Origin of the sequence: Candidatus Sodalis endolongispinus (genome assembly GCF_018777395.1) — a bacterium.
GTDB lineage: Bacteria > Pseudomonadota > Gammaproteobacteria > Enterobacterales > Enterobacteriaceae > Sodalis_B > Sodalis_B endolongispinus.
Window position 1 is genome coordinate 833,806 of sequence record NZ_JAFJYC010000002.1, and the last position, 23,813, is coordinate 857,618.

The window sequence follows — 23,813 nt, forward strand, 5'->3', positions numbered from 1 at the left end:
ACGGTAGCGCCTGTTATCGGGAGGTCAGAGTGAACGAACGCGGCGGCGGCGCGGGCGACTGCGGCCCGAACCAGCTGTTGTAAATCTGCGCTGCTTTACCGCTCTGCTCAAGCGCAATCAGCTGCTGATTAATTGCCGCCAGCAGCGTGCCCTCCCCTTTTTTAACGCCAATGCCGATCTGCTCCTGGCTTAGCAACTCCGGCAAAATTTTGTACTTTGCCTTATCCGTCGCGCCGGCGAGCAGCCCCGCCAAAACGGTGCTGTCTTGGGTGATGGCTTTGACATTGCCATTGCGCAGCGCCGACAGCGCCAGAGGGATATCGTCATAGGCCAATACGCGGGCGTTGGGGAAACGCTGATGCAGCGCCTGCTCGCCGGTGGTCCCCTTTACGGCGCCTATCCGCGCCGAGGCATAGTCATCAAGTTTATTCGACGAGGCGGCAGGCACCAGAAATTGCTGTCCGGTGACAAAATACGGGGTGGAGAAATCAATCACCTGTGCCCGTTCGGGCGTGATAGTAATATCGGCAATAATCAGATCGGCTTTGCCGGACTGTAGCAAGGGGATTCGGTTCGCGGGGTTGGTGGGCACCAGCGCCAATTTTACACCCAGCACGTCGGCTACGGCGCGGGCGAAATCAACGTCATAACCGACAATCTGATGAGATTTGGCATCAATCGCGCCAAACGGCGGATTGGCGTCAAACGTGGCGACGCGCACCACCCCCGCGCGTTGAATATCTGCCAATTGATCCGCCTGCGCCGCCAGAGGGCGCGAGGGTCAACATCAAGAGGGCGCCTGCCGCCCTGGTCAATCTGGAGTAATGCCTGAAAGATGCCATCGGTTTTCCTTATCGATCTTATTATTGCTTGAGCGCGACCGCCCGTCCCGGGCGTTTTACACGGCGGGATATTACGCCACACCTGCAGCACTTCCGCCCGAAAACAGAGTGTTACACATGATCCTCGACGCCACTACGTACTTAAGCGCATAACTTTATTCTGCCTGGTCATAAGAAATCATTATGAACGTTTTTTGCATGTTCCATCACAGCGCAACCCGCCGGCGGGCGCCGCAGTCCGGCCGTCTCGCCGCAATTACCGGCAGGATGAGGTCACACGAAGGTCGCGCACAAAATACGGCAGACACCTTAGCGCGCTAAATTCTTACCGCGTCAACGCATTGGCCGTGCCAGCGACGCGAATGGAAAATCAGGGCAGGTAACCCAGCCGGCAGGCAAAAGCGCCAGGCGTTTTGAGCAGACGGTAGGGGATAAATAATAAGCGATAAGCGGTAGGCGGCAGAGCAGGCTATGACCCGCCAGTGTGGCGGACGCGGGTAGCAGTGCGACAGACGTTGTTGCTCTGGCTGGTTCAAGGTGGAGAAGATGACGCCCCCGGGCCGGGATGTGAGAGCGCCGGCTCGCCCAGTTTGGTCAACCGGATATAAAACTCATCCTCATACTGCTGGGGTGCCGACACCGCCACATTCAAAATACCGAGCTCAACCACTTCGGCCATCAGCGCCGCGGCGCTCTCGGGGGTAAAAACCGAGCAGTGGGCATCGAAATAGTGGCCGGTGGTCCAGGCGTTAAGCACGAATTCCAGCGCCTGCTGCTGGGCGTAATGCGGACAGCGGGTCTGCTGGTATGCTTCGGGGCTTAAATCCTTTAATCTCTCATACATCTCGCCGTCGTCGGAGGTGCAATGGCGCAGGAAATCATAAAGCTGCTGCGGCGCCGGTATACGCTGGCGGGTCAACCACCACTGCAGCCATTGCGCCGCGCTGCTGGTTTGACGAAACCGATCGAAACAATAACGTTTATTGGGCAGCACCAACGAGAACACCGCGCCGTCGTTAAGTACCGCCAGCACCTCCAGGATCCAGCCCAGCGGGTCCGGGACATGCTCCAGCACATGCGATGCCACCGACCAGTCGAACTGTTGTTGATCCGGCACGCAGCTTTGCAGCGTGGCGTGGGGGTGACAGATAAAATCGATGTCGACAATCTCATCATGCTCATAATGGGCGTGTTTTTGCCGCGACTCCTCCGCCGAGGTGTAATCGGTGTAGCACACATTGTGCAGCGCCTTGTCCGTCGCCGGACGGAACAGCGGGGAAATTTCCAGACCGGGAAGCTGCAGGGGCAAATGCTGCAATATGTACGATTTGCGCAGGGAATTGTCTTTCATGATCGTCCTTTGAACGGGCAGCGGATCCGGTGAATGCGACGACGTCGCGCCATATACGCAGCAAAGAGTAGCGCCCGGCGGCCCCAGCAGTCAGGAAAGAGGTGTTTGTCTGCGGTAGAAAGTCATTACGTCCCGTCCGCAAGGCGGCAGAGCACATCACCTATCGCCAACGAGGTTTTCAGCGCGCGTACGGTCGCAAACAGCTCATCGGCTTCGGCATACTGTTTGCGCAGATAATTAAGCCACTGTTTAATGCGGGCCACATGGTACATCCCGGTATCACCCTGTTTCTCCATACGGCTGTATTTTTGCAGCAAGCTGACCACCTGCGGCCAGGTCAGCGGTGGCGCATGGTGTTTCACCACCCGGCTGAGGTTGGGTACACTGAGCGCGCCGCGCCCAATCATCAGCGCCTGACAGCCGGAGCTGTCCAGACACGCCTGCCCGCTCTGCCAGTCCATAACTTCACCGTTAGCGATGACCGGAATACGTAAACGCCGGCGGATAGCCGCGATGGCTGGCCAATCGATACATTCGGCCCGGTAGCCCTCTTCTTTGGTGCGGCCGTGTACCGCGATTTCGCTGGCGCCGGCTTGCTCCACCGCATCGGCGATTTCCAGGCTGCGGCCGGTGGAATCACAGCCAAGACGAACCTTGACCGAAACCGGCAGATCGGCGGGCACCGCCGCGCGTATCGCTTTCGCGGCCTGATAAATCATCTCCGGGTCTTTTAACAGCGTCGCGCCGCCGCCGCTGCCGTTGACGGTTTTCGACGGGCAGCCGCAGTTGAGGTCCACCCCCCACGATCCCAACGCCGCCGCGCGCCAGGCATTTTCCGCCAGCCAGGGGGGATTTTGCCACAGCAGTTGCACCCGCACGGGCGTACCGTCAGGGGTCCGGATGTGCCGGCGCAGTTCGGGGCAGAGTCGATAGAAGGATTTTTCCGGCAGCAGCCCGTCCACCACCCGCAAAAACTCGGTGATGCACAGATCGTAATCATTGATTTCGCACAGCAGCTCGCGGACCAGCGCGTCAAGCACGCCTTCCATCGGAGCCAATACCACACGCATAACACCACCCGATAACCAGCAGGGGAGCAATACTAGGGGAAAACCGCCGCCAAATGCAAACGATAAGCGCATGCGAGACAAAGACATGGCCCGCCTGAATTACCGTGGCGCCGGGAAGATAAAGCACCGTTCTGTTATGCGCAGATGGTCGGTATGCACAAGCTGCTGAAGGAATTACGTATTGCCAATGTCAGAGACGATCCCGACGCCGACAGGGCGGACAGCGGGTTGCCGGCGTCTGTAATGGCCCCGACGCCGTCAAGGCGGGCAGCGGGTTGCCGCTGCGGGTGCCACCGTTACCGGCATAATTGCCGCAGCGCCCGCTACGGGCACCGCCGTTACCGGTAGCATTCCCGCCGCGGGCAGCGTTATGGCCTGACGCGCTACGGCGCGGATGAGCCCCATCGCGGCACGGACCTGAACGGCTATCGCGTGCGGGCGCGCCGCGGCCGCCGCGGGCAGCGCCGCCGCCCCGACTGCCACGTCCCTGCTGGATGGGCTCCGCTTTAATGCTGGGGTCTGGATCATAGCCCGGTAACGCGATACGCGGGATGGTCTTTTTCAGCAAACGCTCAATATCGCGCAGCAGGCCCAGCTCATCGACGCAGACCAGCGACAGCGCTTCGCCGGTAGCCGCCGCGCGTCAGGTGCGGCCAATGCGGTATACATAATCTTCCGCCACCTGTGGCAATTCATAGCTAACCACGTGCGGAAGCAAGTCGATATCCAGACCGCGGGCGGCGATATCGGTTGCCACCAGCACGCGGATGCTGCCCTGTTTGAAATCCGCCAGCGCCCGGGTACGCGCGCCCTGGCTCTTGTTGCCGTGGATCGCGGCGGCGGTAATGCCGTCCTTGTTAAGCTGCTCCGCCAGATGGTTGGCGCCGTGCTTGGTGCGGGTAAACACCAGCACCTGCTGCCAGTTGTTGCGGCCAATCATATCGGAAAGCAGCTCGCGCTTACGCTTCTTATCGACCATATGCACGAACTGGGTGATCTGCTCAGACGCGGTGTTGCACCGCGCGACCTCAACCGACGCCGGATTATCCAGCAGGGTGTTGGCCAGCGTTTTAATCTCATCGGAGAAGGTCGCGGAAAACATCAGGCTCTGACGTTTTGCCGGCAACAGTTTCATCACCCGGCGGATATCGTGGATGAAGCCCATATCCAGCATGCGATCGGCTTCATCCAGCACCAGAATTTCCACCTGCGACAAATCGACCGCGCGCTGATGAGCCAAATCCAGCAAACGGCCTGGGGTCGCCACCAGTACCTCTACCCCGCCCCGCAGCTTCATCATCTGCGGGTTGATGCTGACGACGCCGAACACCACTAGCGAACGCAGGCCGAGATGGGCGCTGTATTCGGTTATATTTTCGCCAATCTGCGCCGCCAGCTCACGGGTCGGCGTCAGAATAAGCGCCCGGACGGGCCGACGCTGTTTACCGGCCGGCGCCGGGCGCTGGTCGAGCAACTGCAGGATGGGCAGGGTAAAGGCGGCGGTTTTGCCGGTGCCGGTCTGGGCACTGGCCATAATATCGCGGCCTTGTAAGACATAAGGGATGGCGGGCTGCTGAACCGGCGTCGGTTCGAGATAACCATTTTCCGCTAATGCGCGCAAAATCTCGGCACTCAGGCCAAGTGAATCAAATGACATAGACTGAAAAACTCCAGACCCGCCCCGATGTCGCCGGCCGAAACCGCGCTCAGGGGGATAATCAGATGGGAGGCAAAGCCTTACCATGGTGAACGGACAAAACATCAATAACGAGATTGTAGCAAAATATCCGGCCGTTGGGCACGAGTATCCGGTAAATAACTGTAATCCTTCCCGCCCCACCGGGGACAAGGCGGTGGAGCGTGCCTTTGCTGTCAGGCGCCGAGAAATTTATTGAGAAAAATCCGGATGCGCGAAGACATCACGCGCGGGCCCCTGCTCCACGATGTTGCCCTCATCCATAAAAATCGCGCGGTCGGCGACGTCGCGGGCAAATCCCATCTCGTGGGTGACGATAACCATGGTGCATCGCTCCTCGGCCAGCGCGCGGATGGTGCTGAGCACCTTGCCCACCAATTCGGGATCGAGCGCCGACGTCGGTTCATCGAACAAAATCACCGCCGGACGCATCGCCATCGCGCGGGCGATAGCCACCCGTTGCTGCTGACCGCCGGACAGCCGTTTGGGAAAGGCGTCCTCTTTGCCGCTCAGACCCACCTTGGCCAGCAGTTCGCGCGCGCGCGACCACCTCGGCGCGTGGCTCCTTCTTCACCACCAGCGGCCCCTCAATGATATTGTCGAGCACCGAGCGGTGGGGAAACAGATTAAAATTCTGAAACACAAACCCGACCTGCTGGCGCAGGGCGCGGATTTGCGCTTTCTGGTCGCTCAGCGGACGGCTGGCGTAGATGGTGATATCTCCCACCTGAATACTGCCGTCATCCGGCGTCTCCAGCAGGTTTATACTGCGCAACAACGTGGTTTTGCCGGACCCGCTCGGGCCCACTATCTCCAACACCTCGCCGGGATTTACCGCGAGACTGGTACACTCGAGCACCATGTGGTCGTTAAACGTCTTAACCAGCCATTTAACTTCAATCGCGCTCATCGGGTCTCCAGATGATGATAAGCAAACAGCGCCGGCGCGCCGCCGGTATGCACGAACACCAGCGGCCCGTCGGGAAAACGGTCGCGTTCCAGGCCATCAATCAGCCCTGCCATGGCCTTACCGGTATAAACCGGTCCAGCACAATGCCCTCCAGACGCGCGGGTAGCTCAATCGCCTCGCGGCCCTCGTCATTGGGCAGACCATAGCCAGGTGCGTAATACTCGTCCCACAGGATAATCTCCGCGGCCGGCGGTGCGAGCGACAATTGCTCTCTCACTTGTGCCACCAGACCCGCAATGAGGGGCTGTTGCTCCGAGCGGCGCGAAACGGTCACGCCGATCAACGCCGTTTCCGGCAGCACGGCGGCCAGCCCGACCGCCAGTCCCGCGTGCGTGCCGCCGCTGCCCGAAGGCACTACCACCGCGCCCGGCTGAATCACTCCCTGGCACTGATGGGCTATCTCCAGCGCACAACCGGCATAGCCCAGCGAGCCTAGTGCATTGGAGCCACCCACCGGTATGACATAAGGCCGAAAACCTTGCGCCTCCAGGCGCAGCGCCGCATCTGCCAACTGCTGGACGGGTTGGGTGATGGCCTCGCACGCGATGACCTCGCACTGGAACAAATCGAGCAACAGCCGGTTGCCGTTGGTCAGGTAATTCCCACCGGACGTACCGGTCGGCTGTTCCAATAGCGCGACGCAGTGCAAACCCAATTTGGCCGCCAGCGCCGCCGTCTGCCGCACGTGGTTCGACTGGATGGCGCCGGCGGTCAACAGTGTGTCGGCGCCCTGGCGCAGGGCATCGGCGGCCAGATACTCCAGCTTGCGCAGCTTGTTGCCGCCCAGGCCCAGCAGGGTGAAATCGTCGCGCTTGATAAAGATATCGCGCGCGAGAAAGTCCGACAGCCGGGGGAGATGCTCGAGCGGCGTCGGCGGGACAATAATATCCAGCCGGGGAATGCCGGCCAACCGTTGGGCAAGATCGCTCATCGTATCCTCGGCTCCGGCTTAGCGTCGATTGCCAAAGATACGCAGCAACATCAAAAACAGATTGATGAAATCCAAATACAGGCTCAGAGCGCCGACGATGGAATATTTACGGAACTGGTCTTTATTGTCCAACGACAGTTGTGCGCCCATGTTCTTCAGTTTCTGGGTGTCATAGGCAGTCAGTCCGACGAACACCACAACGCCGATATAGGTTACCGCCCACATCAGCGCGGTGCTTTTCAGCCAGATATTCACCAGCGATGCCAGCACGATACCGATAAGCGCCATAAACAGCAGGTTGCCGAAACTGCTTAAATCCCGCTTGGTGGTATAGCCATAAAGCGTCATGGCGCCGAACATGCCGGCGGTCACAACAAAGGTGCTGGCAATGGAGGTCGCGGTATAGACGATGAAAATACTCGCCAGCGTCAGCCCGGTTAACGCCGAGTACAGCATGAAAAGCGACGTCGCCACCGCACCGCTAAGGCGGTTGACCATGCCCGAAATGACAAACACCAGCGCCAATTGGGCGATAATCAGACCAAAAAAGGTAATCTGACTGGAGAAAATAAACTGCAGCAGCGCCGGGGTGCGGGCGGCGTACCAGGCCACGAAGGCGGTTAACAGCAATCCGCAGGTCATCCAGCCGTAGACCTGCGCCATAAACGGCTGCACCGCGCTGTTGGCGCGTTCTACGATGGAACCCTGGGAGCGGGGAAAGCGATCCATGACTATCACCTTTGAGTTTGCGAAAGAGTTATAGGCCGCACGCGGGCGAATTATCCCAGGCCGCGCGGACGACCCACCTCTGCCAAGTATATCATAAAAGCGCGCCCGACGTAGAATGCCCCCTCGCATAAAAGCACGGCCGGCAGAGGATGTCCTCTTCACATAACTGCGCACTCGATGAAGGCAGTCCCCTTCGCATAACCGCGTGCTCGACGAAGGAAGTTCCCTTACATAACCGCACACACGATGTAATGCAGTGCCCCTCGCATAACCGCGCGCTCGACGAAGGCGGTTCCCTTACATAACCGCGCACACGATGAAGGCAGTGCCCCTCGCATAACCGCGCACTCGACGAAGGCGGTTCCCTTACATAACCGCGCACTCGATGAAGGCAGTGCCCTTATACAGCAGCGCGCTCGATGATGGCTGTGCCCCGCCATCGCGGCCGACGGCTCAGCCGGTGCTGTCTGTTTCACCGGCAGGAGAACAACCTTGCCAACGTTCGGCCGCGCGTTGATCGCTGACGCGCGCGTCCAGCCAGCGGCTGCCGGCAGGGGTTGACTCCCGTTTCCAGAACGGCGCCAGGGTTTTGAGAATATCCATCATATATTCTGCGGCACTGAACGCCGCGGCGCGGTGAGCGCCGCTGACGCCCACAAAGACAATTCGCTCGCCAGCGCCGAGTTCGCCGACGCGATGCAGCAAGGCGATCCGGGTCAGCGGCCAGCGCTCGCGCGCCTGCGCCGCGATGTCCGCCAGCGCTTTTTCGGTCATGTCTGGATAATGTTCCAACGTCAGCTTACTGACCTCGGCGCACAAATTATGGCTGCGCACTTTGCCGGTAAAGGTGACTACCGCACCATCGTTATCGCTGGCGTACAGCCAGGCATACAGCGCCGCGACGTCGAAATCGCCCGCGCCAACCTCAATCAGGGTTGCCTCCATTTAGCCCCCCGTGACAGGTGGGAAGAACGCCACTTCATCGCCGGCGGCCAGCGGGTTCTCCGCCGTCACCAGCGACTGATTGACCGCCGCCAGCAGTTTGCCCGGTTCCAGCGCCAGCGCCCAGCGATCGCCGCGCGCCGCCAGCGCCTGACGCAGAGCTTCCACCGAGGCGAATCCCGCGTCGACCGATAAACGCTCGACACCGGTCAGCTCGCGGACCTGGGCAAAGAACAACACCGTAATCACGCCTCATCCCCCGTGAAATCGCCAGATTCACCGCCGCTTTTCTCCAGCAGGCGCACCGGGCCGATAACCATATCCTTTTGCACCGCCTTGCACATATCGTAAATCGTCAGGGCGGCCACCGAGGCCGCGGTCAGCGCCTCCATTTCCACGCCGGTGTTACCGGTCAGGCGGCAGACCGCCTCAATCCGCACCCGGTGCTGTTCGGTTTTGGCCGTCAGTTGCACCTCGACCTTGCTGAGTAACAGCGGGTGGCACAAAGGAATCAACTCCCATGTGCGCTTCGCCGCCTGAATACCGGCGATGCGGGCGGTGGCGAACACATCGCCTTTATGATGCTGGCCGTCGAGGATCATCGCCAACGTGGCGGGCGCCATGGTGACATAGTCGCTGGCGCGCGCTTCGCGCACCGTATCAGCTTTGGCGGAAACATCCACCATATGCGCCTCGCCGCGCTCGGTAATATGGGTTAGTCGCGACATACGTTTTCTCCGGGCAGGCCTAGCCGCCGATATAGGAAAGGTTGCGGGTGATGCAGGTATTGCCCTGATGCAAAAAATGGGTCTGTTTTTTATGCTGCAATCCGCCCGCGATACGGGTTTTCAGCGCTTCAAGCGTAGCGTCGCTGTCGAGCAAATCGCGCAGCGGAACACCGCCGTCGCCAAACAGGCACAGGTGCAATTTTCCCAGCGACGACACGCGCAGGCGATTGCAGCTGGCGCAGAAATCTTTGGCGTAAGGCATGATAAGGCCGATTTCGCCCTGATAATCCACATGGCGAAACACCAGCGCCGAGCCATCCGTGCGCCCGCGCGGCTGGCATTGCCAGCCGCGTTGCTCCAGCCGCCGGCGAATAAGATCGCCAGAAAAGTGACGCTCACGGAACAGCGCGCTGCCGTCGCCGGTCTCCATCAGCTCGATAAAGCGCAGCTGCAGCGGTCGCGGTTTGATCCACGCCAGGAACGTATCCAGATGAACGTCGTTCACGTCGCGCAGTAGCACGGTATTGACCTTTACCTTGTCAAAACCGGCCTCGAAGGCGGCATCGATGCCGGCCATCACCTGATGGAATTTATCCTGGCCGGTAATAGCCTGAAACTGGCGGGCGTCCAGACTGTCGACGCTAACGTTCAGCGCCGTGAGCCCGGCGTCGCGCCAGGCCGCGACATCACGCGCCAGCCGATACCTGTTGGTGGTGACCGCGACGGTACGGATAGCCTGATTGGCGCGCACCGCTGCAGTGATATCGGTGAAATCCCGCCGCAGCGACGGTTCGCCGCCGGTGAGGCGGACCTTTTCTGTCCCCAGCTCGGCGAAGGCGCGGGTGACGCGGCGGATCTCGTCCAGCGATAGAAAGCCGGTATTGCGGGTACCCTGCGGGCGATAGCCATCAGGCAGGCAGTAGTTGCAGCGGAAATTACAAACGTCCGTGACTGACAAGCGCAGATAGTAAAATCTGCGCTCGAACGCATCGATGAGTTGTGACACAGTAACACCTTTCCAAATACGGGAGATGCCGGCATTTCTACCCTGCACCCTGGTGGCTTCGCCACGGCCAGAACCTCGTATGGCTCAAACGGGCCACTTAGGCGTAAAGGCTAGGAGTTATGTATACCTTTACGCCTAACGGGGCGAAAAGGAATGCTTGACTATCTACTATAATAGCCTTAAAGCCACGCGGTTACCATGCGTACAGCGCGAAAGACCGTTATATAAATTTATATATAACGTTGAAATTGCGATGGTTTTCCATTTTAGTTGCCAAAAACCGCTTATCGGCGCGCGACCCGGTTCGCTTTTGCCGGCAAATACGCTATTTTATGCCACACTCAGCCTCAGACACCCGCTTCACACCATCAGGAGACCTATGCGCAACAGAACGTTAGCCGATCTGGATCAGGTGGTCGCCATGGGAGGCGGCCACGGCTTGGGCCGGGTCATGTCTGCGCTATCCTTTTTGGGGTCACGACTGACGGGCATTGTGACCACCACCGATAACGGCGGCTCCTCCGGCCGCATCAGGCAATCCGAAGGCGGTATCGCCTGGGGCGATACCCGCAACTGCCTCAATCAGCTGATCGCCGAACCGAGCATCTCCTCGGCGATGTTTGAATACCGCTTCGGCGGCCATGGCGAACTGGCGAGCCATAATCTGGGCAATTTGATGTTGAAGGCGCTGGACAATCTCAGCGTTAGGCCGCTCGAGGCCATCAACCTCATTCGCAACCTGCTTAAAGTCAATGCCAGCCTGATCCCGATGTCGGAACAACCGGTTGATTTGCAAGCCACCACGCTGGCCGGCGACACCGTGTACGGTGAAGTGGCCATTGACCGGCTGGCCAAACTGCCCGTCCAACTGACGTTGACAGCGCCGGTGACGACCACGCGCGAAGCGCTGCTGGCCATCGCCGGTGCGGATCTGATCATTATCGGCCCGGGCAGTTTTCTGACCAGCCTGATGCCTCTATTGCTGCTGGAAGATTTGACGCAGGCGTTGCGTTGCGCCCGCGCGCCGATGATTTACCTTGATAACCTGGGCCGGGAGCTCAGCGTTGCGGCGGCGAGTATGACGCTGGCGCAGAAAGTGCACATGATGGAGCAGGCCATCGGCCGGGAAAAGGTGATTGACGGGGTGGTTATCGGGCCGGCCACGGCGGCGGAAAATCTGGCGGATCGCGTCATAATACAGCGGCCGTTGGCGGCGGAGGATGAACCCCACCACCACGATCGCGCGCTGCTGCGCCAAGCGCTGGATCTGGCGCTGCAGTCCCTCGGCTGACAGTCGACGCCCGGTACGCCGGGCGCAGGCTGGCAAACGACCCTAAGAGCAACCGCCCTGGAGGGACCCCCTCAACGCCCGCCCCATGGCTCCACTCCGGGGGTTACCGCCACGGCGCCCGGCGCATGATCAACCCCCACGACGCCAAACCAAGCGCTCACAGCCACGGCGCTTAACCCTTGCCCCGCGCTAGCCTCGCCCCCACAGGGAGCGGCTGAAGCGCTGGACGCGCTGGCGGATCAGGAAACGGCGATAAATTGCTCACGCAGCGCGTGAATTTGATCGCGCACGCTGGCGGCCTCTTCAAATTCCAGATTCTGCGCATGCTGCTGCATGCGGGTTTCCAGTTCGCGGATCTTTTGCTCCAGCGCTTTCGGCGTCAAATCGCCATACTTCGCCGCCGCCTCCATCGCCTTGCGTTTTTTGTGCTTGGCGTGCACCGGCGACTGGCCCAGCTCCATGATATCGGCGATGCGCTTATTCAGCGCCTGTGGCACGATACCGTTGGCCAGATTATAGGCATGCTGTTTCTCGCGCCGGCGCTCGGTTTCCTCAATCGCGCGCGCCATCGACGGCGTGATCTTATCGCCATACAGGATAGCTTTGCCGTTGAGGTTACGCGCCGCGCGGCCGATGGTCTGGATAAGCGACCGCTCGGAGCGTAAAAAGCCCTCTTTGTCGGCGTCCAGTATCGCCACCAGCGACACTTCTGGCATATCCAGCCCCTCACGCAGCAAGTTGATGCCGACCAGCACGTCGAATTCGCCGAGACGCAAATCGCGGATAATCTCCACCCGCTCCACGGTTTCTATGTCTGAGTGCAAGTAGCGCACCCGTTCGCCGTGCTCTTCGAGATATTCGGTCAAATCTTCCGCCATCCGCTTGGTCAAGGTGGTGACCAGCACCCGCTCGTTTATCTGCACCCGGTGGCGTATTTCCGACAGCAGGTCGTCCACCTGGGTTCCGACCGGTCGCACCTCGATGAGCGGATCCAGCAGAGCAGTCGGCCGCACCAGCTGATCGATGACCTCATTGCCGCACATCTCCAGTTCATAGTGGCCGGGCGTCGCGGAAACATAAATGGTCTGCGGCGCCAGCGAGGCGAATTCTTCAAACTTCATCGGCCGGTTGTCCCGCGCCGACGGCAGTCGGAAACCGTATTCCACCAGTGTCTCTTTACGCGCTCGGTCGCCACGGTACATCCCGCCGATTTGCGGAATGGTGACATGGGATTCGTCCACCACCAGCAGGCCATCGGCCGGCAAATAATCAAACAGCGTCGGCGGTGGCTCGCCCGGCCCACGCCCGGACAGGTAGCGGGAGTAATTCTCGATCCCCGAGCAGTAGCCCAGTTCGTTCATCATTTCCAGATCGAAGGCGGTACGCTGGGACAGGCGCTGCTCTTCCAGCAACTTGCCAGCAGCCAGCAGCGACTGACGCCGTTCGGCCAGCTCCACTTTGATATCCTCCATCGCCTGTAACAAACGCTCGCGCGGGGTGACGTATTGGGTCTTCGGGTAAATAGTGTAACGGGGCACTTCCTGACTGACATGACCGGTGAGTGGATCAAATAGCGACAGGCGCTCTACTTCATCGTCGAACAGCTCAACGCGTAGCGCCACTTCGTCAGACTCGGCGGGGAAAATATCAATAACTTCGCCGCGCACGCGGAAGGTGCCGCGCTGAAAAGCTTGATCGTTGCGGGTATACTGCAGCTCCGAAAGCCGGTTAACGATGCTGCGCTGAGAGACTAACATGCCGCGCGTCAGGTGCAGCATCATCTTCAGATACGCATCAGGATCCCCCAGGCCATAGATGGCGGAAACCGACGCGACCACGATGACATCGCGTCGCTCCAGCAGCGCTTTGGTGGCGGATAAACGCATCTGCTCGATATGTTCGTTGACCGACGCATCCTTCTCGATAAAGGTATCAGAGCTGGGCACATAGGATTCCGGCTGATAATAATCGTAATAAGAGACAAAATACTCCACCGCATTATCGGGGAAAAACGTTTTCATTTCGCCGTACAGCTGTGCCGCCAGCGTTTTATTGGGCGCCAGCACCATGGTAGGACGGTTCAAGTCCGCTATCACATTTGCCACGGTAAAGGTTTTCCCTGACCCGGTCACGCCAAGCAGAGTCTGATGGGCCAGACCATCCTCCAACCCGTCTTCCAGGCGACGAATGGCCTCCGGCTGATCGCCGGACGGTTTAAACGATGAAACCAGTTTAAATGCTTTACTCATTTGTAATAACTACCTGCTGGAAATGTGGGTGGCGGGCTACTCTATGAGTATGGGAACGCTCGGGCTATTTTACCAGTAGATAACCACTGGATACAATACCAGTAATTAGACAGACTATAGCCACAAAAGTGCATCTCCAGTGAAGGGAAAATGTGTTGACTTTGAGCGGAAAAGGTGATTAACCAACAGGGGATGGGACCGCGCGCGAAGCCTCCCGATGACGAAACAGAGGCGACAGGCGCTTCGCTTACAAATTTACTTGATTTTACATAAATGGTTGTAAATACGCGAATAAAAAAAGCGTGGAGAATACAGGCAAAACGCAGCCAACCCGCGCCCGCTCTCGCACCGGAGGGTTTTTCTAAACCTAATGCACACGGTTATCCACAGGAATAGTGGATAACTCCTACCGCCCCGCTTATAGCTTGCGTTCCACAAAATTGAATAACTTGAAAGAAAGATGACAAAAGGTTTTTTTAGCTATTTTTTGTCTTTATTATGGGGCTTGTTATGCCAAAAATAACTAAACCCTCCCTATCATTGTACAGGACCGTGATCTGGTAGAGGGCGGTGGCGCATCTTACTTGTGTCTTACGGGTGTTAGCGGCACCGCTTGCACCACAACAATCACGCAAGGCACCGACAAAGTGCATTATTCCGCACTTTGTCCGGCAAAATCGCCGCGGCAAACCTTTTTTATCCTGCCAATGGCCAGCCCGCTCAGTGCATCCTGCCGCTGATACCGCCGGTGACCACGGTTGGCCTGATAGTTGCTACAACCATTGGCCGGCACGCCGAAGTCGCTCGCACCGGTACCCAAGGAACCGACGACGGTTATTTCACAAGGGGAGGCAGCTAGCCTATGTTACGAATGCACGCGGTAAATCAGTCTTATGGCCCGAGGCAAATTCTGCGGGACATCCATCTGGAGTTGCCCTATGGCCAATGCACTTGCCTGCTGGGACGCAAAGGCGTCGGTAAAACCACGTTAATCAATTGCATCATGGGCCATGTCCCGGTCAGCAGCGGCAGCGTCACCTGGCAGTTGCGGGGGGAAGAGGCGCAGGATCTGTTGGCGCATCCTGCCGAGGCGCGCGCATCACTTGGTATCGGTTATGTACCGCAGGGCAGGCAGATTTTTTCGCAACTGAGCGTGGAGGAGAATCTGCACGTCGCCCTGCTGGCCGGGCGCAATCATAACCGGCAGGTACCGGAAATGGTCCATAATCTGTTTCCGTTTCTTTTCGCCAGACGGCGCGCGCGCCGGCGAGCTTACCGCCGGCCAGCAGCAACAGCTCGCCCTCGCGCGAGCGTTAATGCCGAAACCAGAGCTATTAATTCTCGATGAGCCCACCGCCGGTTTGCTGCCGGCGGCGGCACAGGAATTCGGCCACATTCTGCGGCGCATGCAGCATGAGTTCGGGCTGACGTTGTTACTGGTGGAACAGCAATTACCCTTGGGTGTTCTCACCGGCGATCGTTATTACCTGCTGGAAGGCGGCCGCAACGTGGACCAGGGATTGTTGGACGAGCAGGACAATGCACTGATCCAAGGCTATTTGGCGAGCTAAGACAACCCGCAACGCCACCCTGCTGCTGCCTGGCCTCAATGATAGCGCTCGCCGCCGCGCGATGGTATCGGTGGCGGAGGATGCGGATAACAGCAGCGCGCGTTTTGCTTCCCGCGACGGCACCGCCGACAGCCGGCCCAAACGGGTCTACTTAATACGGGCCCTCCAAGAGTGAGAGGTCAAGATAGTCGGCCAAGGGTGCGTTTTCCGCCGCGTCAAGCCAGGGGATTTCCCCCAACAAAGTGGCATCCAGCCGCTGTTGCAGCGCCGCCAGATAGTCCCGCGGCCGGTGGCTAACCGGCGTAGGATGATTGGCAATCCACCCAACCAACGGTAGCCACGCCTGTTGTACCGCCAGCGCCGTCAGCAGCGCATGATTAATACAGCCGAGTTTCATCCCGACCACCATAATCACCGGCAGCCGCTCGGCGACGACCCAATCGGCGTAGCTAAGCGTTTCCCTCAGTGGGGTAAACCAGCCTCCCGCCCCCTCCACCACTAGCCAGTCGGCGGCGGTTGCCACCGTCCGAAGTCCCGCCGATAACGCGGCAGCGTCGATGCGCCGGCCTTCATCGCGGCTGGCAATATGGGGCGAGGTCGGCGCAATAAACGCCAGCGGGTTGACCTGCTGATAGTCAAGCGTCACGGTGCCGTTGGCCATCAGCGCCAGCGCATCGCGGTTACGCGGCCCCTCGGGGGTCAGTTCACACCCCGAGGCTACCGGTTTTTACCCCGCGGTGCGATAGCCGGCGCGCGCGGCGGATTGCAGCAACGCGCACGCCGCCAGGGTTTTACCGATATCGGTATCGGTCCCGGTCACAAAAAAACGTTTAGTCACGGTAGATAACCCCATAAACCACGCGATAACTCAGCGGCAGCCCCGCCGGCCGGTGCGGCCAGCTGGCCTCCAATGCCCGCAAGCGGCTGCGGCTGGTCAGTCCGGGCGTGCGGCCATCGTGAAGATAACCGGCGCCCACCCCCTTGATTTCCCGCAACAAATCGGTCAGTTGCGGGTAGTGCAAGCGATGCGGCTCGGCCAGCAGGCGATGGCGATAAGGGGCAAAGGCTGCTGCAGAAAACGGTTGATATGTACGCCGTCATCCACCTGTCCCCACGCCTGCGCCAGTTCTTCCAGCGATCCTTGCGCCAGGGTGGATAACGCCAGCAGGCCACCGGGCCGCAGCACACGGTACAGCTCCGCCAGCGCCTGCGGCAAATCATCGCACCACTGTACCGCCAGATTACTGAATACCCTGTCCATCGATTCCGTCGCCAGCGGCAGCCGTTCGATATCGCCCACGACGTAGGCCCCCGCAGACCGTTGTTGTCGGGCATAGCCCAGCATGGCGGCGGAGAGATCAAGGGCTACCACCTGATTGCCCTGCGCTTGCCAGCGCCGGCTGAACCAGCCGGTGCCGCAGCCCGCATCGAGCAGCCGCCCTCTTGTGACTGGCCCTATCAGGTCACAAAGCCTATCGCCGCAGGCGCGCTGAAAGGCAGCGTGACGGTCGTAATGCGGTGCGGCGCGGCTGAAAAGGCGGGCGATGCCCGGCTTATGGTCCGACGGCGGATTATGCGTTTTGGTGTTGGGCATCGGATAGCGCCTCCAGCAATGTATCAATATCGTCGGTCAGATGGGCGGCGGTGAGCGTAATACGCAGCCGTGCGCCGCCCGGTTTAAGGTCCGCCGGCAGATTATGCGTGTTGCTGATTGGCATCGGAGAGCGCCTCCAGCAGCGTATCAATATCGTCGGCCAGATGAGCGGCGGTAAGCGTAATGCGCAGCCGTGCGCCGCCCGGCGGCACGGTAGGCGGACGGATCGCCGTCAGCCACACGCCGCGCTCGCGCAGGCGCTGTGCCAGTTGCAGCGTGCGTAAATTATCGCCAATCACCAGCGGTTGAATGGCGGTGTCTGATGGCGACAGCGCAAATCCGAGCGCCGCGGCGCCGCGGCGGAAACTGGCGATATTGTCCCAAAGGCGTTGGCGCAGGGCGTCGCCGCGGCGCACGACGCTTAAGGCGGCGTCAATAGCCGCTATCTGCGCCGGCGGCGGCGCGGTGCTGTAAATCAAATGACGCGCGAACTGTAATAGGTATTCGGCCACCGGCGCCGCGCACAGCACCGCCGCTGACGCCCACCGCCTTGCCAAAGGTGACCACCAGCAGGTCCGGCCGGCCGGCGCCCAGGCGCAGCCGCGTCCTTCCTCGCCGACGACGCCGATACCATGGGCATCAGCCAGCCGCCGGCGGCCCGGGTTATCTCCGCCAACGCCGGCAGCGGCGCCCGATCGCCGTCCATGCTGAACACGCCTTCCGTGATAACCAAACGGTTGCCGGCGCAATCGCGACGCAACAGACGCTGCATGGCGTCGGCATCGTTGTGGGCGAAGCGCCGTAACGTCGCCGGCGAGTGCATTACCGCCTCCAGCAACGAAGCGTGGCTTAAGCGATCCGCTAAAATATGGTCGCCGAAGGCCGTTAATGCCGCCACCAACGCCTGATTGGCGGCGAAACCCGAGGTAAACAGCAGCGCACGCGGAAAGCCCAGCCAGTCGGCCAGCCGCTGATGATGCAGACTGTAACCGGTGACATGCCCCGATCCCCCTACCCCCGCCTGCGCCGCGCCCTGCTGCCATGCCGCAATCACCTCGGGGTGGCGCGCCAATCCCAGATAGTCGTTGCTGGAGAAATTCAGGTACTGTCTATTGCCGTCGCGGATAAGGCGAGCGTTGCCGCCGCTGAGCGCCCGTCGTTCGCTGTAGGTCTGCTCCCGGCGCCGCTGCGCCAGCGCACCATCGATACGCGACATCCAGCCGTCGGCCATTAGCGTGACGCATTGTAGTAATGCGCCGTATCTGCGGTGAGCAGGTCTTCAGCCAGTTGCGCTTGCTGTGCCACATCGCCCTGGGTGGCGGTGCGACGTTCGATATTGATGCCCAACTTGCGAAACAGTGCCATGTCGCGATCCTCTTCCGGGTTAGGCGTGGTGAGTAATTTACAGCCGTAGAACACGGAGTTGGCACCGGCCATAAAACATAGCGCCTGGGTCTGTTCGTTCATCTGCTCCCGTCCCGCCGACAGGCACACGCGTGAGCGCGGCATCATAATGCGCGCCACGGCGATGGTGCGAATAAACTCAACGGATCGACATCCTCATTATCGGCTAGCGGCGTTCCTTTTACCTTCACCAGCATATTGATGGGTACGCTTTCCGGCGGCGTCGGCAAATTGGCCAGTTGCACCAGCAGCCCCGCGCGATCGCGGATATCCTCCCCCAGCCAGACGATGCCGCCGGAGCACACTTTAATCCCCGCCTGCCGGACTTTGCTCAGGGTATCGAGCCGGTCCTGGTAGCTGCGGGTCGTGACGATACTGCCGTAAAATTCCGGCGAGGTATCCAGGTTGTGGTTATAAAAATCCAGCCCCGCCTCCGCCAGCCGCTGCGCCTGCCCATCGTTAAGCATGCCAAGCGTCATGCAAGTCTCAAGCCCCATCGCCTTCACGCCCTGCACCATCTGCTCAAGCAGCGGCATATCGCGGTCGTGCGGGTTTTTCCAGGCAGCCCCCATGCAAAAGCGCGTTGAACCGGCGTCCCGTGCCTTACGGGCGGCGTCCAGCACTTGCTGCACCTGCATCAGCCGCTCGCTCTCAAGCCCGGTGCTGTAACGCGCGCTTTGCGGACAATACTTGCAATCCTCGGGGCAGGCACCGGTTTTGATCGACAACAGCGTGCTGACCTGAACCTCGCCCGGCGTGAAGTGCTGGCGGTGCACTTGTTGGGCCTCGAACAGCAACTCAAGAAACGGTTTATCAAACAGCGCTCTGGCCTGCGCCAGCGTCCAGCGTTGAGAGGTTGACATAACGGTTATCCACAGCATCTTGAAGGAAATAGATGGCGTCAGTGTAGAGTTTGCCGCTACACTGTCAACCATATATTTAAAATTTAGTTTACAGGATGATCCGATGCAGGCTGATGACCTCGCCTTCGACCGCCGCCATATCTGGCACCCTTACACCTCCATGACCCGGCCGCTGCCGGCCTATCCTGTGGTCGCCGCCGACGGCTGTGAGCTGACCCTCAGCAACGGCCTCCGCCTGGTGGACGGCATGTCTTCCTGGTGGGCGGCCATTCACGGCTACAATCACCCTGTTATCAATCAGGCGATGAACGAACAAATCGGCCGCATGTCCCATGTGATGTTCGGCGGCATTACCCACCCGCCAGCGGTAGCCCTGTGTCGTCGGCTGGTGGCGCTGACGCCGGCCGGTCTGGAGTGCGTTTTCCTGGCGGATTCCGGCTCGGTGGCCGTGGAGGTGGCGATAAAAATGGCGCTGCAATATTGGCAGGCGCGCGGCGAACCGCGGCGCGAGTTGCTTGCCCTGCGTCAGGGCTATCATGGCGATACCTTTGGCGCGATGTCGGTTTGCGATCCCGATAACTCAATGCATAGCCTGTATCAGGGCTACCTGCCACCGCATCGGTTCGTTGAGGCTCCCCGACGCCGTTTCGACGACACCTGGCTCGAAGGAGACGACGCGCCGTTGGCTACTCTATTAGCCGCCCACCACCGCACGCTAGCGTCGGTGATCCTGGAGCCGATCGTGCAGGGCGCCGTCGGGATGCGCTTTTACCATCCCGAATACCTGCGCCGGGCGCGGGCGCTGTGCGATCGCTATGGCATATTGCTGATTGCCGATGAAATCGCAACCGGTTTCGGCCGCACCGGCGAATGGTTCGCCTGCAATCGCGCCGGATATTCTTTGTGTGGGCAAAGCCTTGACCGGCGGCGCCCTGTCTCTCGCCGCCACGCTGACCCGTCGCCACGTGGCGGATACTATCAGCGAGAGCGACGCCGGCTGTTTCATGCACGGGCCGACGTTTATGGCCAATCCGCTGGCCTGCGCCGCCGCCAACGCCAGCCTGTCGCTGCTGGAGGATGAACGCTGGCGCCCGCGCGTGGCGGCGATTGCCGCCGCGCTTAGCGCCGGGTTATCACCGCTGGCCAGTCATCCGCGGGTGCGCGATGTGCGGGTGTGCTCGGCGCCATTGGCGTAGTGGAAACGACGCAGCCGGTCAACATGGCGGCGCTGCAGCGCTGGTTTGTCGTCAGCGGCGTGTGGATCCGTCCTTTCGGCAAGCTGATTTACCTGATGCCGCCTTATATCATCTCACCGCCGGCGCTGGCGCGGCTCATCGACGCTATCGCCGGCGCCCTGGACCAACCGGCGCATTTTCTCCCGTGACGCCGGCGGCACAGGGTGCGCATGCGCGCCGGGCCACATACGCTATGCTTAACCTCTGACGCTTGCGGCACGAGGCGTTCCGCCGCCGGCGAGCATGAATGCGGCTCGGCGAAACCGTGCCGAGCGCCGATGAGCCGCGATGAGCGGGGTGATGACCGGGCCGATGGCGCCAGCCACGAACTCGCGGGCCGCTCTTATGGCATCTGGTCAGAGCGTCGTCGCCGGCGATCCTTGTCCCGCGCGCCGCAACCAATGGAGAATGCTGATGAAAGTCGCCATAATCTTGACATCCCATGACCGGTTAGGCGATACCGGTGATAAGACCGGTTTCTGGCTGGAAGAGCTGGTCGCGCCGTATTATACTCTGCATGATGCCGGAGTAGAGATAACCCTGGCCTCGCCGAAAGGTGGCCAGCTACCGCTGGATCCGAAAAGCGACGAAGCGGACGCGCAAACCCAGGACACCGAGCGGTTTCGCACCGACAGCGCAGCAGGCCCTGGCCGCCACCGTCAGAGTCGATACTTTGCGGGCGGAAGAGTTTGATGCCCTGTTTTATCCCGGCGGCCATGGTCCGTTATGGGATCTGGCGGAAGATCCCCATTCCATCGCCCTTATCGAGCAAACGTTCGCCAACGGCAAACCGGTGGCGGCCGTCTGCCATGGGCCAGGGGTGCTGCGCCATGCGAAAAAGCCTGACGGTACGCCGCTGGTGGCGGGGAAGCGGGTCACCGGTTTTACCAATAGCGAAGAGCAAGCTGGCCGGTTGACTACCGTGGTGCCGTTCTCGGTGGAAGATGAGCTTCGGCGCCACGGCGGCCACTTTGAGCGCAGCGAGGATTGGCAGTCCTGTTCGGTAACGGATGGCCATTTGGTCACCGGCCAGAACCCGGCCTCGTCGACGGCCACCGCGCAAAATTTATTAAAAATCCTTAACCGCTAATGCCAGACAGGAGAATGCCCGCGTGTTTACTCTCTTTAGCAACGATCTACAACCCGGCGCGACGTTACCTGAGCGCCATGTGTTTAACGGTATGGGATATCAAGGGGATAATATTTCGCCGCATCTGGCCTGGGATAATGTACCGGCAGGCAGCAAAAGTTTTGTCATTACGGTATTTGATCCAGACGCGCCGACCGGCTCTGGCTGGTGGCACTGGCTGGTAGCCAATATTCCGGCCGAGGTGCGTATGCTGCCCCAGGTGGCAGGCTCCGGTCAGGACAATCTGCCGGCGGGCGCCGTGCAGGGACGTACCGATTTCGGAAGTGCGGGCTACGGCGGCGCGGCGGCGCCGCAGGGAGAAACCCACCGTTATCAGTTCACCGTCCATGCGCTGGATGTGGACCATCTGGAGGTCGATGAAAACGCCAGCGGCGCGATGATTGGTTTTAACGTGCATTTCCACGCTTTGGGCAGTGCGTCGCTGACCGTGACTTACCGCTGATGCGATGGCCCGCCGCCATGCCCGGGCGCAAGGTAATGGCTTGAGCACGGGGGCGCCACGGACCGCGAGGCGGAGGGTTAACGCGCCAGCACGGACACCCACATCGGCCCTTGCCCCACCGCATAGCGCGCCAGCGGCGCCAGCACGCCAGATTGCGGGTCAATGGCATAAACCGTGATATGGTGCGATTTCTGCCCGGCGGCCACCAGGAACCGCCCTTGGCTATCGATATTGAAACCCCGAGGCTGGGTTTCGGTGGTCTGATGGCCTGCCAGACTGAGCACCCCGCCGTCTTCGGACACCGCGAACCGGCTGATGACGCTGGCGGTACGATCGCAACAATAGAGCCAGCGTCCGTCGGGCGTGATATGGATATCCGCCGCCCAGCGGGTGTCACTGAAGCCGGCCGGCATAATATCCAACGTCTGCACGATGCGCGGACCGGCGCCTGCGGCGTCAATGGCAATCACATCCACCGTACCGCTGAGCTCGTTGATCGTGTAGGCGTATCCGCCGCCGTGGTGAAACGCCATATGGCGCGGCCCGGCGCCGGCCACGCTGTCCAACGCTGCCGGCGTGCGCGGGGTTAACTGGCCGGACTCGCCCATGGTGAAGAGCCGGATACGATCCTCTTGCAAGCAAGGCACCCAAAGCACTTGGTTGGTGGTGTCGACATTGGCGGAGTGGCAATGGGTCAAGCCTTCCAGCGTCTGCGTCGGCGCACCGAAGATGCCCTGTTCGTCGATGGGACTGACACCGAGACAGCTGCCGCTATAAGAAACACTGTATAGCGTCTCGCCCTGCAAATCGGTGGTCAGTTGCGTCGGACTGCCCGGCAGCGGCGCCATACCTGCTTCAGTCAGCAGGCCATGTTCATCAATACGATAGCTGACCACCCCGAAGGACGGCCGGACGCCAATATAGAGGTGCGTGTTTGCCGGATGGATGACCATCGGCTGCCCCTTCCCCGGGGTATCCACCACTTGCAGCAATGTTAGCGTGCCCTGGTTATCCATTTGCCAGACGTGTATTTGCTGACTTTCCGGGCTGGCAACGTAGACAATTTGCTTCATATGTTCTCCTAATTTCGCTTCTGTGGCAGGCATAGTGTCCCTGATTTGGCAACGTTTCGTCACCTTTATGGCACGCCTTTGTTAAGCATGTCACCCTTAAAGCGCCTTAGCCAGCGAGATTATCACGGTTTTCGCCGACGCGCTGAGGGTGTAACATTGCAGTATGATTGAAATACTTACCTAATAGGAAACCTATGGATTATCGCCTTATTGCCCTGGATCTGGACGGCACGCTGCTGACCCGCCAAAAACGTATTTTGCCCGAATCCCTTGCCGCCCTACGCGCAGCGCGCGAGGCTGGCCTGCAGGTGATGGTCGTCACCGGCCGGCATCACGTCGCCATTCACCCCTTCTATCAGGTCCTCGAGATAGACACGCCGGCCATTTGCTGCAACGGTACCTATCTGTACGATTACCCGGCACGGCGGGTATTAGCCGCTCAACCTCTCGACAAGCCCCAGACGCTGACGGTACTGAGTCTGCTCGATCAGTATGATGTTCACGGCCTGCTGTACGTGGATGACGCCATGCTGTATCAACACCCGACCGATCATGTCCTGCGCTCCCTGGCCTGGTCGGAGACTCTGCCGCCGGCGCAGCGGCCAACGCTTGTGCAGGTGGACAGCCTGGCGGCGGCGGCGCAAGAGGCGCAGGCGATCTGGAAGTTCGCTGCCTC

Annotated in this window: 16 protein-coding genes, 9 pseudogenes and 1 riboswitch; of the genes and pseudogenes, 6 read left to right on the forward strand and 19 right to left on the reverse strand. The window is 60.2% G+C overall.

What is annotated here, in order from left to right; all coding sequences use genetic code 11:
• Positions 1 to 13 precede the first annotated feature (13 nt).
• The 12 genes and pseudogenes from JZM24_RS17095 to moaA all read right to left on the reverse strand — a co-directional run bounded on the left by JZM24_RS17095 (position 14) and on the right by moaA (position 10,265).
• Positions 14 to 769, reverse strand: a complete 756-nt coding sequence (locus tag JZM24_RS17095) for an ABC transporter substrate-binding protein (protein ID WP_215671257.1) — start codon at positions 767 to 769, stop codon at positions 14 to 16.
• 605 nt (positions 770 to 1,374) lie between these two features.
• Complete coding sequence (locus JZM24_RS17100; protein ID WP_215671159.1) at positions 1,375 to 2,193, reverse strand: class I SAM-dependent methyltransferase; 819 nt, start codon at positions 2,191 to 2,193, stop codon at positions 1,375 to 1,377.
• A gap of 125 nt (positions 2,194 to 2,318) precedes the next feature.
• Positions 2,319 to 3,263, reverse strand: a complete 945-nt coding sequence (gene dusC, locus JZM24_RS17105; protein WP_215671160.1) for a tRNA dihydrouridine(16) synthase DusC — start codon at positions 3,261 to 3,263, stop codon at positions 2,319 to 2,321.
• Positions 3,264 to 3,453: 190 nt separating this feature from the next.
• Positions 3,454 to 4,920: pseudogene (rhlE, locus tag JZM24_RS17110) on the reverse strand (ATP-dependent RNA helicase RhlE).
• A 231-nt stretch (positions 4,921 to 5,151) separates the two neighbouring features.
• Positions 5,152 to 5,478: an ATP-binding cassette domain-containing protein gene (locus JZM24_RS20110; RefSeq protein WP_512699076.1), complete on the reverse strand. Its 327-nt coding sequence runs from the start codon at positions 5,476 to 5,478 to the stop codon at positions 5,152 to 5,154.
• Positions 5,363 to 5,869: an ATP-binding cassette domain-containing protein gene (locus JZM24_RS17115; RefSeq protein ID WP_512699079.1), complete on the reverse strand. Its 507-nt coding sequence runs from the start codon at positions 5,867 to 5,869 to the stop codon at positions 5,363 to 5,365. The genes JZM24_RS20110 and JZM24_RS17115 overlap by 116 nt, the downstream gene beginning before the upstream one ends.
• Positions 5,866 to 6,860 (reverse strand): annotated as a pseudogene (locus JZM24_RS17120) (D-cysteine desulfhydrase). The gene JZM24_RS17115 and the pseudogene JZM24_RS17120 overlap by 4 nt, the downstream one beginning before the upstream one ends.
• Before the next feature lie 18 nt (positions 6,861 to 6,878).
• Positions 6,879 to 7,589: a Bax inhibitor-1/YccA family protein gene (locus JZM24_RS17125; protein ID WP_215671161.1), complete on the reverse strand. Its 711-nt coding sequence runs from the start codon at positions 7,587 to 7,589 to the stop codon at positions 6,879 to 6,881.
• Positions 7,590 to 8,042: 453 nt separating this feature from the next.
• Positions 8,043 to 8,534: a molybdopterin synthase catalytic subunit MoaE gene (gene moaE / locus JZM24_RS17130; protein ID WP_215671162.1), complete on the reverse strand. Its 492-nt coding sequence runs from the start codon at positions 8,532 to 8,534 to the stop codon at positions 8,043 to 8,045.
• A complete protein-coding gene (moaD, locus tag JZM24_RS17135) occupies positions 8,535 to 8,780 on the reverse strand; it encodes a molybdopterin synthase sulfur carrier subunit (protein WP_215671165.1) in 246 nt (81 codons plus the stop codon).
• On the reverse strand, positions 8,777 to 9,259 hold the full coding sequence (moaC, locus tag JZM24_RS17140; protein ID WP_215671167.1) for a cyclic pyranopterin monophosphate synthase MoaC: 483 nt from the start codon (positions 9,257 to 9,259) through the stop codon (positions 8,777 to 8,779). Before moaC ends, moaD begins: the two co-directional genes overlap by 4 nt.
• A 19-nt stretch (positions 9,260 to 9,278) precedes the next feature.
• The gene (moaA, locus tag JZM24_RS17145; protein ID WP_215671169.1) at positions 9,279 to 10,265 is read right to left on the reverse strand and encodes a GTP 3',8-cyclase MoaA; all 987 of its coding nucleotides are present in this window, start codon (positions 10,263 to 10,265) and stop codon (positions 9,279 to 9,281) included.
• Positions 10,255 to 10,394, reverse strand: a riboswitch (molybdenum cofactor riboswitch). Its footprint overlaps the gene before it by 11 nt.
• A 250-nt stretch (positions 10,395 to 10,644) precedes the next feature.
• Here moaA and yvcK point away from each other — a divergent pair.
• Positions 10,645 to 11,556, forward strand: coding sequence for a uridine diphosphate-N-acetylglucosamine-binding protein YvcK (gene yvcK, locus JZM24_RS17150; RefSeq protein WP_215671171.1), 912 nt, complete (start codon positions 10,645 to 10,647; stop codon positions 11,554 to 11,556).
• A gap of 239 nt (positions 11,557 to 11,795) precedes the next feature.
• On the opposite strand, the gene uvrB is transcribed toward yvcK, so the two are convergent.
• Positions 11,796 to 13,805 carry an excinuclease ABC subunit UvrB gene (gene uvrB, locus JZM24_RS17155; protein WP_215671173.1) on the reverse strand — a complete coding sequence of 670 codons (2,010 nt, stop codon included), beginning with the start codon at positions 13,803 to 13,805 and terminating at the stop codon, positions 11,796 to 11,798.
• A gap of 862 nt (positions 13,806 to 14,667) precedes the next feature.
• Between uvrB and JZM24_RS18120 the strand changes: the two are divergent.
• Positions 14,668 to 15,376 (forward strand): annotated as a pseudogene (locus tag JZM24_RS18120) (ABC transporter ATP-binding protein).
• A 151-nt stretch (positions 15,377 to 15,527) separates the two neighbouring features.
• On the opposite strand, the pseudogene bioD reads toward JZM24_RS18120, so the two are convergent.
• The 5 genes and pseudogenes from bioD to bioB all read right to left on the reverse strand — a co-directional run bounded on the left by bioD (position 15,528) and on the right by bioB (position 19,237).
• Positions 15,528 to 16,214, reverse strand: a pseudogene (gene bioD, locus JZM24_RS17165) (dethiobiotin synthase).
• Positions 16,207 to 16,970: pseudogene (gene bioC, locus JZM24_RS17170) on the reverse strand (malonyl-ACP O-methyltransferase BioC). Before bioC ends, bioD begins: the two co-directional pseudogenes overlap by 8 nt.
• Positions 16,948 to 17,094: a hypothetical protein gene (locus JZM24_RS17175; RefSeq protein WP_215671264.1), complete on the reverse strand. Its 147-nt coding sequence runs from the start codon at positions 17,092 to 17,094 to the stop codon at positions 16,948 to 16,950. The pseudogene bioC and the gene JZM24_RS17175 overlap by 23 nt, the downstream one beginning before the upstream one ends.
• Positions 17,072 to 18,201: pseudogene (locus JZM24_RS17180) on the reverse strand (8-amino-7-oxononanoate synthase). The gene JZM24_RS17175 and the pseudogene JZM24_RS17180 overlap by 23 nt, the downstream one beginning before the upstream one ends.
• Positions 18,201 to 19,237, reverse strand: a pseudogene (bioB, locus tag JZM24_RS17185) (biotin synthase BioB). The pseudogenes JZM24_RS17180 and bioB overlap by 1 nt, the downstream one beginning before the upstream one ends.
• Positions 19,238 to 19,340: 103 nt before the next feature.
• Here bioB and bioA point away from each other — a divergent pair.
• From bioA to JZM24_RS17200, 3 genes and pseudogenes are all read left to right on the forward strand, one after another.
• A pseudogene (bioA, locus tag JZM24_RS17190) lies at positions 19,341 to 20,621 on the forward strand (adenosylmethionine--8-amino-7-oxononanoate transaminase).
• A gap of 265 nt (positions 20,622 to 20,886) precedes the next feature.
• Positions 20,887 to 21,562, forward strand: a pseudogene (locus tag JZM24_RS17195) (type 1 glutamine amidotransferase domain-containing protein).
• A 22-nt stretch (positions 21,563 to 21,584) separates the two neighbouring features.
• A complete protein-coding gene (locus JZM24_RS17200; RefSeq protein ID WP_215671175.1) occupies positions 21,585 to 22,064 on the forward strand; it encodes a kinase inhibitor in 480 nt (159 codons plus the stop codon).
• 77 nt (positions 22,065 to 22,141) lie between these two features.
• Here JZM24_RS17200 and pgl read toward each other — a convergent pair whose 3' ends face one another.
• Positions 22,142 to 23,137, reverse strand: coding sequence for a 6-phosphogluconolactonase (gene pgl, locus JZM24_RS17205; RefSeq protein ID WP_215671177.1), 996 nt, complete (start codon positions 23,135 to 23,137; stop codon positions 22,142 to 22,144).
• 194 nt (positions 23,138 to 23,331) lie between these two features.
• On the opposite strand from pgl, the gene JZM24_RS17210 reads away from it, so the two are divergent.
• On the forward strand, positions 23,332 to 23,813 hold a 482-nt coding region (locus JZM24_RS17210), incomplete at its 3' end, for an HAD hydrolase family protein (protein WP_215671179.1).